This window comes from Bacteroides xylanisolvens XB1A, assembly GCF_000210075.1.
Classification (GTDB): domain Bacteria; phylum Bacteroidota; class Bacteroidia; order Bacteroidales; family Bacteroidaceae; genus Bacteroides; species Bacteroides xylanisolvens.
The window spans coordinates 3,093,873-3,106,866 of record NC_021017.1 but is presented as its reverse complement, the minus strand read 5'-3'; the positions used below and the strand labels follow the sequence as shown (position 1 = coordinate 3,106,866).

The following is a 12,994-nucleotide window of genomic DNA, read 5'->3' as shown; positions in this document are numbered from 1 at the left end:
TAGTTTATGCACTCGGGTAGTTGTCCAGTTGTAACGGGACAATAGTCACCTTATAGAAAAACAAATATCACCTTATAAAGTGATATTTATCACTGCATAAGATGACCACTTGTCTTTGCAAGGGTAAAAAACAGTAAAGATACAAAATTAATTAGCGGAAAGCAAGAGACGGTACAATAAAGCTCAATATATGATTGTAATATGATTGCAAAATAAAATTCATCTGCCAACTACCGGACATCGGTTTCTCTTTATTTATTCACATAGATTTGTTTATTTCTAAATTATTTCAGTACATTTGCCTGACCTACTTCTATTACAGAAAGGATGAAAATAGACGAAATACAGTGCATAAAAGAACTACGCAACGGCTCTTACCAGGCTTTTACCCAGATTTATGAAGCCTACGCCGACCGACTTTACAGCTTTGTTCTTAAACAACTAAAAAATCGTTCCCTGGCACAAGATATTGTTCAGGATACCTTTTTACGCCTATGGGACAACCGTAGCCAACTGAATAGCTTTGGCAACCTGCAAGCCTTTATTTTCACTATTGCCAAACATCAGGTAATCGATTATTTCCGCAAACAAGTCAACGAACTACAATTCGAAGACTTTATGGAGTATTGCGAGAACCAAGAGAGCGATGTATCTCCAGAAGACCTATTATTGTATGATGAATTCCTGCAACAACTGAAGAAATCAAAGAATATTCTGTCACAACGGGAACGAGAGATTTATGAACTAAGCAGAGAAAAACATATTCCAGTCAAACAGATTGCCGAGCAACTGGAGCTTTCCGAGCAAACAGTAAAGAACTATCTGACTTCCGCTCTGAAGATCCTTCGCAGCGAAATAATGAAATATAATATTCTCTTTATTTTCTTCTTATAATATCGTCACTGCAACACATCACAAGGGGAAGGCAATAATATCTTCTCCCACAAAAAAGATCTCTATCTGATTTTTATGTTATAAAACACAAAGAAATCATAGTACTCTCTTATTCCATTCACGTATAACCAATAGAAACACCTATAATATGGCTACACATTTTAAAGATTTATACCGCCGATATATGGAGAAGGGACTACCTTCTTCTGACTTGAGAGAGTTCAAAAAAGAACTTGACCACATACCGGATGAAGAACTTTGGAATACCATGATAAACATGGAAAAAGATTCTGCACCGGAAATCGGGATGCCCCCCATGATGAAAAAGCAGATACGTAAGGAACTTCATCAAATCATCTGGAGAAGACGCTGGTATCAATTTGCGAAATATGCCGCTGTCATCGCTCTACTCGTCACCTCTTCCTTCGGCATATATTCCTTATTCGATACTCCAAGTTCGCAACAAATGATAACTGCCAATGTAAAACCCGGCAGCAAATCAGAGATCATATTGCCGGACGGAACAAAAGTGCAACTGAATGGTGCCACTACCATCAGATATGACGTCAATGATACAGAACAACGACTCGTACATCTATCAGGAGAAGCTTTCTTCGATGTAGCCAAAAGCCCGGACTGTCCTTTCAGAGTCATGGTAAATGACTTCCAGATCGAAGTATTGGGAACTTCTTTCAATGTGAATACATATAAGAAAGATGTTATCGAAACCTCTCTGCTTACCGGAAAAATTAAAATATCCGGCGGCTCTCTCCCGCACGAATATACGCTTACTCCCGGTGAAAAAGCAACCTACTCCAGTGTAGACAAAGCCCTCAAAATTACAAAAGCTGATGTGCATGTAGAAACAGGCTGGTGTAATGATTATCTAATTTTCGACTCCGAGCCTTTAATTGATGTTATAGAGCAAATAGAACGGTGGTATGGAGTAGAAATAGAACTAAAATATCCACAGATTGCACAAGATTTACTGTCCGGTTCTTTCCGCCATGAAAATATACAGAATGTTATCCATTCATTGAGCCTTCAGTATAAATTCAAATATGAGATACATAAAGATAAAATCATTATTTATTAACCTCAAAAGAAAGGAGCCTATGAAAGATATAATATAAGCTATTTAAAGAAAAACAACCAAAGAATCGCCCAATCCTTTGGTTGTATGAAAGTCGATAAAATTAATCCATTAAAACATGAAAAAATAGTATCAACTATGAATTACACAAAGTTAATTTTTTCCTTTAAAAAGAGGAGACATAATCTCCTTATTTTTAGAAACTTTACCATTTTGCTCACTGGAATGATTTTACTATCCACAACAGGAGCATTGGCACAAAAAGGAAATGTGTCGGTAAACATCAATAATGGTACGGTGAAAACATTCATAAAGGAGATCGAGAAACAAACCCGGTATACATTCGTTTATCGGAACAATGTCCTCAACGACCAATCGAAAGTGACCGTCAACTGTAAAAATAAGCCTCTTGATCAAGTACTGTCACAAGTATTCACTCCATTAAATGTTTCTTATTCGCTTAATAACAATACCATAGTATTAGTGAAGCAAGAAGTGCAACAACAGAAAAAAAACGAAAAGAAAACCATCAAAGGTACTGTGACAGATGGAAAAGGCGAACCGATTATCGGAGCCAATGTAATACAGGAAGGTGGCATCGGGACAATTACAGATGTTGAAGGAAATTTCACCGTCACAGCAGACCTATCCAAGCCGTTGGAAATATCCTACATCGGATACAAAAAGAAATCTATCCGCATCGGTGCTTCACCAACAATCAACATAGCGCTGGAAGAAGATGCACACGTCATGGATGAAGTTATCGTCATCGGATATGGCTCCAAAACCAAGCGGGATGTTACCTCTTCCATTGGAACTTATAAACCGGGAGAAGTCAATGTCCGCCAGGTATTAGGTGTTGACGAACTGTTGCAGGGACGCGTATCCGGAGTGAATATAACGTCAGCATCCGGTGTACCGGGAAGTAAAAATCGGGTCAGTATCCGTGGAATCGGTTCAATTACCGCAGGTAACGAACCACTATATGTAATTGACGGAGTACCTATCAACAATACGTCAGGAGATACTGGTGCTTGGGGAGCACAATCAATGAACGGTCTGAATGATTTCAATCCCTCCGACGTAGAATCTATACAGATTTTGAAGGATGCAGCTTCCGCTGCTATTTATGGCTCACGTGCAACAAATGGTGTTATCCTGATAACAACTAAAAAAGGAAGCAAGGGACAGGCCAAAGTAAACATTGACACGAATGTTAGTTTCTCCAACCTGACCAGAACAGACAAACTGGATATGACCGACACTGATCTGTTTCTGGAAGTTCTGAACGAAGCTATCGACAACTATAATCTGCAAACCAACAGTACGCAGGCACGTATTGATAACCCTGCACCGGGAAAAGCACAGACAAACTGGCTCGATCTGGTACTTCGTACGGCTGTTACCTACACGACTACCGCGTCTGTGTCAGGCGGAACAGATAAAACGAATTATTACTTGTCCGCCAATTACAAACACAACGAAGGTGTAATTATCAACAATCAGCTCAAACGTTACAATTTGAAGGTTAATCTGGACACGGAAATCAAAAAGTGGCTCAAGGTAGGAACCGCCCTGAATTTAAGCTACTCGCGTAATAACCGCGTTCCCACCGGCTATAATATAGGAACCAGTGTCATTACCCGCGCCATCGAACAACGTCCATGGGATTCTCCTTATCGTCCCGACGGAGAATATGCTGTCGGAGGACAGGAGTTGGCCAACCATAACCCGATACAGGCTCTTAACGAAGAAGATGTATATATCGATAATTACCGTGCCCTCGGTTCACTCTATATGCTGTTTAACATAACGAAAGACTTGAACTTCAAAACCACACTCGGAGAGGATTTCAACTATACGGAAGAACACATTTATTACACAGCCGATCACCCCTATGGCAATAAAGTAGGAAAGCTTATTGACGGACGAAAATCTTATGCGAGTACTTTATGGGAAAACGTGCTCACTTATAAACACTCCTTTGAAGAAGATTTCTCTCTGGACGTCATGCTGGGGCATTCTATACAAAAGGATGTAACTTCCTCGGCCGCACAAACGGGTATCGGATTCCCCTCTCCATCTTTTGACGTCAACTCTGTTGCTGCCGAATACTCGGATATAAGTACAGGACTTTCTTCATTCCTGCTCCAATCATTCTTCGGCCGTTTAAGTCTGAACTACAAGAACCGCTATTTACTAACGGGAACCATGCGTGCTGACGGTTCTTCCAAATTCATATCCAGCAATCGCTACGGATATTTCCCGTCTGTCAGCGCCGGTTGGAATTTGGGAGAAGAATCTTGGTGGAAATATCCACAAACCGATGTAAAGTTCCGCGCAAGCTGGGGTTGCACCGGTAATCAGGGAGGTATCGGCTCTTATGCTTATCAAGCATTAGCCGGTGGAGGATACAACTATAACGGTGAGAACGGTTTAGGACTGACTACTGCAGGCAACCGCGATCTTAAATGGGAAAAAGCCCAACAAGCTGACATCGGAGTAGACCTTTCTTTTTTCAGAGGTGCGATCACATTCACAGCAGATGCATTTATCAAAGATACCAAGGATTTGCTTTACCAAAAGCCAACTCCTGCTACATCGGGTTATACCAGCCAGGTATGTAATATCGGATCAATGCGTAATAAAGGACTCGAATTTACCTTAGGAGCCAACCTTAGCAAAGGTTCATTCTCATGGCATTCAGATTTCAATATCTCCTTTATCAGAAATAAACTGACTGCGCTTCTCGACAATAATGAGATATTGACAACCAGCTCGATGCACGCCCTTAAAGTCGGCGAACCGATAGGGTCCTTCTATATGATTAAGTGGAAAGGTATTTACCAGTCGGATGATGAAATTCCTGCCAAGATTTACGATCAGGGCGTAAGAGCAGGAGACTGTATTTACGAAGATGTGGATGGCAACGATGTCATAGACGAAAACGACAAACAGTTTGTCGGCTCGGCTAATCCAAAGTTCACCGGTGGTTTCAATAACACATTCAAGTACAAAGGCGTTGACTTGAGCCTGTTCTTTACATTTTCGTCAGGCAACAAGCTCTATGAACTGTGGACCGGAGGTTTACGAATGGGTAACGGTACATGGCCGATACTGAAATCATCTGCAGAATCCCGTTGGACGGGACCGGGCAGTACTAACGAAAATCCGCGTGCCATTTATGGTTATACGTGGAACTCAACCAAGTTTGTCAATACCCGAATGTTACACGATGCATCTTATATCCGTTGCCGTACAGCTTCTATTGGATATACTCTCCCAAAAAGTTGGATTAACCGGATACATATCGATAATCTACGCATATATTTCCAGGCAGATAATCTCTTCATATTAACGAAGTGGCCGTATCTGGATCCGGAAGTAAATGTAAGCCTCTCTGCAACCAATATGGGATATGATTATCTCTACCCATCCCAACCGCGTACGTTTACAATAGGTGTCAATCTTAAATTCTAACAGATATGAAGAATTTTATTATATCATTATTAACAGTATTATTGGTGTTTGCCACTAGTTGCAACGAAATGGACCAATATCCGCATAATGCCGTATCCAGTGATAACCTCACCGAGGAGGATGCTCAATTACTGCTTACCGGACTCTACTTTTATATACAAAACAAACCAACAGTCAATGGTTATCTTACACAAGACATTGTCGGCGGAGATCTTGTCCGCGGCGGAGCGACAGGACTGAAAGATCCGGTATTATTGGTAAAAGACCTGGTTACCCCTGAAAGCGGTTTCGTCAGCGGACCGTGGGATGGATTTTATACTGCTCTCTACCAAGTAAATTCACTGATTGTCGCAGTTGACAAATTAGCAGCCAGCCAGTCACGAAACGAGATACTGGGAGTAGCCAGTTTCTTCCGTGGTCTGATTTATTATCACCTGGTTACCCGCTATGGAGAAGTTCCCATTCTCGAAGCTCCTTTCTCGGGAGACATCGCAGCATCTACCGAAACAGAAGGATGGAGTTTTGTAGAAAAGAATTTTCAGGTAGCAATAGATTATGCTCCTACTTTTTCCGACAAGTATTACGTCTCAAAACAAGCGGCAAAGGCTTTAATGGCAAGAACCAAACTTGCACAAGGCAAAATGACTGAAGCTGCCAAACTTGCTGAAGAAGTGATAGGTGATGCCAATTTCTCACTTGCCGACTTCGACCAGATCTTCCGTGGAAAAGCAAACCGAGAAGAAATATTCTCATTTGTCAATCTGCTCAATGAATCAAGCGTAAACTTGAGTGCTTCCCTCTATTCACGTGCTTCTGCCAATGGAGGTAGCTATACATATGCGCCGACGACAAAAGTGATGAATATGTTCGAACCGGATGATAAACGAACCGCCATATCAATTGATATGCAGGAAACAAATGAAGTCATTAATAAATATCCCGGTGGAGAGGTGACTACCGATCCGATCATTATTACCCGTTTGGGGGAAATGTACCTGATCAGTGCTGAAGCACAAGGACTTTCCAAAGGGCTTACCCGTTTGAATGAGCTTCGGAACTTTCGTGGTCTTCCTTCTGTACACCCTGCCACTGAAGAAGACTTCATAGATGCAATTCTCAATGAGAGACATACGGAACTACTGGCAGAAGGTTTCCGTTGGTTCGACCTTGTCCGCCTCAACCGCCTGGAAAGTGATCTCGGCTTTGAGCGCAAGTATAACAAATTACCTATTCCTGCCAAAGAAAGGTCTCTCAATAAACTTTTAAATCAAAATTCATATTGGGCTAACTAAAACAATGAAAATGATGAACTTATTAAAATACATGCAGATTCTGTCATTTGTATTACCAGTGGCTTTCTTAAGTTGCTCAAACGATACAATTGAAGACGTACATTATACCCCGCAAACAAAAATCGGTCAAAAACTATTAGCGGGTAGTGAAACAGTGGCACGTGTATATACCGATACCAGCTTTGTTGTTGCATTGGGAGTTACGGAAACAGATGTCCATTTTCAAAAGGCAGACAGCCGCTCTACTCATATATTTATAATCGACATTGATTTGAATGAACCAGGGGTTTCATTAGAAGTAGGTATGCCGTATGATGCGGATGTACGCAACAACTTCCAGCGGCAGACACTAACAGAAATGGCAGATTACGCCGACCGTCCGTGGCACCGGGTAGCTGCCATGATTAATGCTGATTTTTGGGATGTCAGTACAATGGATATCAGGGGGCCCATTCATCGCAATGGAGTGATCTTAAAAAACTCATTCATCTTTAAAGAAACACTTCCCCAACAAGCTTTGAGTTTTATCGCGCTGACGAAAGACAACAAAATGGTAATTGCCGACTCTGTGGAGTATCGTGGTATGCAGTACAACCTCAAAGAAGTGACCGGGAGCGGAGTTATCGTGCTACGGGATGGAGAAATATCCGGCGCGACTTATCCAGGTATCGATCCGCGTACTTGTCTTGGATATTCAGATGATGGTCATGTCTACTTCATGGTGGCTGACGGACGTGTAGAGTTCTACTCATACGGACTTACTTATCCGGAAATGGGTTCAATAATGAAAGCATTAGGATGCTCATGGGCTGTGAACCTGGATGGTGGCGGTTCTACCCAAATGCTTATACGACATCCGATAGCGGATATATTCCAAATACGGAACCGGCCTTCTGATGGACAGGAGCGACCTGTCGTAAATACGTGGATGGTAACAGTCAATGAACCTTAAAAAGCAGAAAGTATGAAGAACTCAATATTTATTTTATCTATCCTATTTTGTTGCAACTTGTTCTGTGGATGTTCGGAATCGGACGAATCCGATTCCCGACAATTTCCTCCGAAACTCATTTCCATTATTCCGAAAGCTGGATCGACAGGAGGTACCGCAATTATTTCAGGAGTTCATTTTTCTGAAACAGCAATTGATAATGAGGTATTTATTAACGGAGTACAAGCGGAAATTATCGATGCAACCCAGAATCGTTTAGTGATTGCTCTTCCCAATAATCCGGAAGGTACTTATTCAATCAAAGTTAGTGTGAAAGGGGAAGTTGTAGAAGGACTCAAATTTACTTATGCAACACCTCAAGCTCCACCTGAACTTGCTGTATTACAGGTTATGCCCTCCTCTGCCTATGCAGGAGATTTAGTGACACTGATCGGTCAGTGTTTCAGCACAGTGGTATCAGAAAATCAGGTGACAATCAACGGAGTGACTGCTGAAGTTAAAGAGGCGACTTCCAGCCAACTCAAAATTATCATTCCCGACACCGAGGAAGGCAGTTACCCTATCCGTGTGAGAATTGGTACTAAAGAAGCTGAAAGCCCCCTGTTTACTTACCTTCACACAGTGACATTAACGACCTCTTCTCTAACCCCCGCACGTGGAAAAGCCGGAGAGGAAGTGGTGATTTCAGGAGAAGGATTTGGAACAACGGTCGAAGAGAACATGGTTTCCATAAACGGAAAGCAGGCAACCGTAAAAGTTGTAACCGCAACAACGCTAACCATTATTGCTCCGGAGAATCCTTCCGGTACCTATCCAGTCAAAGTTACTGTCGCAGATAAAACGGTAGAGAATCTAAGTTTCACCTACGAAGATTTATCTTACACAGTTGCAACAGTAGCAGGTAACTCCGCAACTACCTCTACTGACGGTAAGGGAACGGCTGCCTCTTTCAAATTCCCGCAGGGACTAGCTCTCGCACCCAATGGTGACATATGGATTGCCGAAAGAGGAAATAACGTCATCAGAAAAATGGATCAGGAATATAATGTTTCAACTGTTGCCAAAAGTGGCACCGTTACATTTAATGCTCCCTGGCAAGGTGGTTTCGATCTCTCGGGCATATATTATGTAGCCAATAAAGCTTTAAATAATATTATTAAGATTACACAGGAAGGCACTTGCTCTGTGTTCTCCACCGAAACAACCTTTAAAAGTCCGATGAGCGTCACTTTTGATAGTAATGGTAATATGTATATCGCGGACCGCGATAATAAGGCAGTAAAGAAAATAACATCCGGCGGTACTGTAACTAACTACGATATGTCTTCACTCAAAGCCGGTCCCAATTGTATGGCGGTAGATAAGAAGGGAAGAATTTTTGTAGGTACCGGCGGTACTTATCAGCTGCATATGTTCGATACGGACGGTACACTAAAAACTGTATTCGGAACTGGCGTAGTACCCACTGCCGCGACTTATTCTAATGGTGAACAGAACGACCTGTCAAAAGCAACCATGGGGGCAACATTCGGCATTGCATTCGGCCCGGATGAGGTACTTTATATCACCGATTATACAATGCATACCATACGTACGCTAACACCGGATGCAGAAGGCGACTATACGAAAGGAACATTAAAAACAATAGCCGGTATTCCGGGAACGAAAGGTAAAATTGATGGTTCTGCCCTGACAGCTACATTCAATTGCCCTGCAAGCGTACTGGTTTCGGATAAAGTATATATCGCTGATGAGCAAAACCATTTGATTCGTACCATAACAGTAAATAAATAAAAGACTATGAGAAAGATATACATACTACTGCTCGCCTGCCCACTCTTATCATTGTTTGTAGCCTGCAATGATAATGACTACAAAGCGTCAGTGACAGAGCTTAGGCTGGTCCTCGTGAAACCCACCAATGTTTATTCCGGTGAAATAGCTACAATACTGGGACGTAATTTCAGCACGGTGCCGGAAGAAAATGCTGTTTTCATCAACGACCAACAAGCAACCGTTATAGAAGCATTCAAGGACGAACTGAAAATAATATTACCTGAAATGGCTCCGGGAAAATATTCCATCCGCGTCAAATCCCCCTCGGGTGAATTGACAGGCCTCGAGCTCAATTATCTGAAAACACCCGATCAGGAATATATCGTTCAAACAATCGTTGGACAGAAGGGAGTATTCGAAATGACAGACGGAGTCGGTACGGAAGCCACAACCAAGCTTCCCACTGGTATCGCTTTTGCTCCGGATGGCAGTTTATGGTTTACAGAACGAGGATACAACTATATACGACGTATCTCTCCGGACTTCCTGGTCACTTCACTCCTCGATGTGGCAGTAGACGGTAGCAGTGCTATCTGGCAAGGTGGATTCGATTCGAAAGGAAACTATTATTTCATCGACAAAGGAAAAGGAATGTTACGGAAAATAGAAACCGGCAGTATGTCTGTTTCAACCTTAGCATCCGAAATGAAGAGTCCAATGAATGTTACATTCGATGATGAAGATAACATATATGTATCGGCACGCGACAATAAGGCGATTTATAAATTCACACCTTCAGGTACAAAAACAACTTTCGCCACTCTTAACGTATCTCCCAACTATATTGTGTTCGACAAAAACAAGAATATGATTGTTGGTACTTCTAATGGGTATGTGTTGATTCAAATCAGTCCGGATGGCACGCAAAAGACAATTGCAGGAGACGGAGTAAAAGGACAAGAGTATTATGACGGAGAACCCGGTAATCCGCTTAGTGCAAAAGTGGGTGCTACTTTCGGGGTAGCTGCCGGTTCAGATGGATGCCTGTATCTTTCGGATAACACGTACAACTGCATCCGCAAACTAACTCCTGACGCAAATGGAGACTACTCGAAAGGAACGCTAGAAACCATCGCTGGTTCTGGGAAAGCAGGTTTCTCCGACGGAAAAGGACTGAAGGCTACCTTCAACCAACCGTATGAAATCATAATTACGGAGGACTGCAAAACAATGTATGTGGCAGGCGCCGTCAATTACCTGATTCGCCGCATTACTGTCAAATAATAGCGAGCACCCGGGGCGATGCCCCGGGTGACTTTTATCATCATTAATGAATTCTATTAAGTTATGACGAAAAAACTTTTTTTCTTACTACCTATTCTGCTAACCGCATTTTCCATCAGCGCACAAACAAGGACTGATAAACTTTTGAAAAATCTACATGATAATGAATCGAAGTATATCTTTGTTATCGCTCATAGAGGAGACTGGCGCAATGCGCCGGAAAACTCCCTGCAAAGTATCGAAAAAGCAATTGCAATGAAAGTTGATATGATAGAACTTGACATACAACCGACTAAAGATGGCAACTTTATTTGTATGCACGACGAAACTCTCGACCGTACTTCTACGGGAAAGGGACCGATAAAAGATTATACGACCGAGGAACTGAAAAAGTTCGTCCTACGCAGCGGCAACGGAATCAAAACCCGCCAACCAATCCCCACACTGAAAGAAGCATTAAATGTCTGTAAAGGCCGTATTCTTGTCAATATAGACAAAGGAGGTACTTACATAAAAGAAATTATGCCTATCATCCAGGAATGTGGAATGGAGAAACAGGTCATCATCAAAGGATACTATCCTGTAGAGAAAGTGAAAAAAGAGTATGGCTCCAATGAAAGCATGCTTTATATGCCTATCGTTAATTTATGGGATAAAGAAGCAGTTGCCACTATACAAACTTTTATCAAAAACTTTACCCCAATTGCTTACGAACTATGCTTCAAAGATGATGCAAATCCGAATCTAAAAATAATAGATGAAATCGCTAAATCAGGTAGTCGGGTATGGATGAATACTTTATGGGATAGTCTATGTGGCGGACATGATGATGAGAATGCTCTATTGGAAAGTAAAGATAAACATTGGGGTTGGATGTTAAAGCATAAAGCAACAATGATACAAACAGACCGTCCACAAGAACTTATTCATTATTTGGAGGAAAAAGGATTGAGAGATTTGGAATGATCTTCTCTATAAGTCATTCGAAACATCTTATTAAAGAAGTAGTGGGCTTCTTGTTTTCAGGAACAACTTAACACATTTGCAAAAGAAAAAAGGTCAGTTCACCCCCATGAATTGACCTTTATTTCTTCTTATTTCTTTCCGTTATTCGTCTCTAAACTTAATTTTCAGAATCTTGCTGATAGCAGGTTTATACTTCTTTAGCATCCGGTCGAATCCCAAATCGTTCGGATGAGTTCCGTCGATGGTTCCCTCGTGATCTGTTCCCAAGAAACGGTCTTCTTTAATGAAATACAGGTTCTTTACGCCTTTTTTACGCAGTACTTCTACTTGCTCGGCGATAGCCTCATTCTGTTGCTTTACATTCTCACGGGCTTTCTGATTAAAGTTTCCCGTTTCGCGTATCAATGTCTGTATGATAATAATAGGTGTATCCGGATGTTTCTCCCGCAAGGTCATTACAAAGCCTACAGCCCGTTCGGTAATCTCTTTTGGAGAAGGATTGGGAATACAATCCAAGATAAAAGCGTCTGCATCAATATTCGCTAACATCCCGGCAACTTCTTTCTCCATTTTTCCATTACCACTCAATCCCAAATTAATGAAATTATATCCACTGCTACGGGATAAGCGGGCCGGATAGGCCATGCCCGGACGGCTGGCAGAAGCTCCCTGCAAAATACTGGATCCGTAGACTACTATTTTCTCTTTGAACGGATTTTCTCCTTTATGTATGTGAGCATCAGAAGAAACGCCTATCTCCAGACTCTTCAACTCATCGTATAAGGGCAGATATAACAAACATTCTTTCTCTTCGGTTCCCATATTATCGACAATCACTCTTTCTGTAGTCACGCCACCCGGCATCCCTACTCCGGCAAATTGCCATTTCCCATCCCGTTTGATATACAAATCCAAGCCTTTCTGGGCTAGTCTGGTCAAGTTTGGCAATTGGTAATTGTCAGGAACAGTCCATTTAGCTTTTATCACCGGGCTGTTCGTTGTGAAGGAAATAGCCAAACCCGCAGAGTTGGTGAATAGCTTCTTTACTGCAGGAGGCATCGTACAATACTTTGCTGTATCTACCCGATGGAAATATTCACCTTCGGTAGTCGCTTTTCCTACCAATAAAAGCTCCTGGGCCGGCACATAGGTAAAATTGCTCTTCTGCTGTCCGAATGTTGTAAGGGGAAACATTATCAGCCCCAGGCAAATCCAAACATTTCGTGTTAAGTTTCTCATGGTTAGTTTAATATTAAC

The 12,994-nt window shown here is 41.9% G+C and carries 9 protein-coding genes; 8 read left to right on the top strand and 1 reads right to left on the bottom strand.

The window, feature by feature from the left end; translation table 11 throughout:
- Window positions 1-327: 327 nt before the first annotated feature.
- From BXY_RS12290 to BXY_RS12255, 8 genes are all read left to right on the top strand, one after another.
- Window positions 328-894 carry an RNA polymerase sigma factor gene (locus tag BXY_RS12290; RefSeq protein ID WP_008023858.1) on the top strand — a complete coding sequence of 189 codons (567 nt, stop codon included), beginning with the start codon at window positions 328-330 and terminating at the stop codon, window positions 892-894.
- Window positions 895-1,042: 148 nt separating this feature from the next.
- Window positions 1,043-1,990 carry a FecR family protein gene (locus BXY_RS12285; RefSeq protein ID WP_008023857.1) on the top strand — a complete coding sequence of 316 codons (948 nt, stop codon included), beginning with the start codon at window positions 1,043-1,045 and terminating at the stop codon, window positions 1,988-1,990.
- Between the two features lie 222 nt (window positions 1,991-2,212).
- Complete coding sequence (locus tag BXY_RS12280; RefSeq protein WP_015532061.1) at window positions 2,213-5,467, top strand: TonB-dependent receptor; 3,255 nt, start codon at window positions 2,213-2,215, stop codon at window positions 5,465-5,467.
- A 5-nt stretch (window positions 5,468-5,472) separates the two neighbouring features.
- Window positions 5,473-6,759: a RagB/SusD family nutrient uptake outer membrane protein gene (locus BXY_RS12275; protein WP_004313820.1), complete on the top strand. Its 1,287-nt coding sequence runs from the start codon at window positions 5,473-5,475 to the stop codon at window positions 6,757-6,759.
- Between the two features lie 10 nt (window positions 6,760-6,769).
- Entirely contained in the window at window positions 6,770-7,711 is a 942-nt protein-coding gene (locus BXY_RS12270) for a phosphodiester glycosidase family protein (RefSeq protein WP_225473428.1), read from the top strand.
- Window positions 7,712-7,723: 12 nt separating this feature from the next.
- Window positions 7,724-9,505 carry an IPT/TIG domain-containing protein gene (locus tag BXY_RS12265; protein WP_208946813.1) on the top strand — a complete coding sequence of 594 codons (1,782 nt, stop codon included), beginning with the start codon at window positions 7,724-7,726 and terminating at the stop codon, window positions 9,503-9,505.
- 6 nt (window positions 9,506-9,511) lie between these two features.
- Window positions 9,512-10,771, top strand: coding sequence for an IPT/TIG domain-containing protein (locus BXY_RS12260; protein ID WP_008641678.1), 1,260 nt, complete (start codon window positions 9,512-9,514; stop codon window positions 10,769-10,771).
- 63 nt (window positions 10,772-10,834) lie between these two features.
- Window positions 10,835-11,737 carry a glycerophosphodiester phosphodiesterase family protein gene (locus BXY_RS12255; protein ID WP_008641676.1) on the top strand — a complete coding sequence of 301 codons (903 nt, stop codon included), beginning with the start codon at window positions 10,835-10,837 and terminating at the stop codon, window positions 11,735-11,737.
- A gap of 141 nt (window positions 11,738-11,878) precedes the next feature.
- Here the strand turns inward: BXY_RS12255 and BXY_RS12250 are convergent, their stop codons facing one another.
- On the bottom strand, window positions 11,879-12,976 hold the full coding sequence (locus tag BXY_RS12250; protein WP_008641673.1) for an SGNH/GDSL hydrolase family protein: 1,098 nt from the start codon (window positions 12,974-12,976) through the stop codon (window positions 11,879-11,881).
- Window positions 12,977-12,994: the final 18 nt, after the last annotated feature.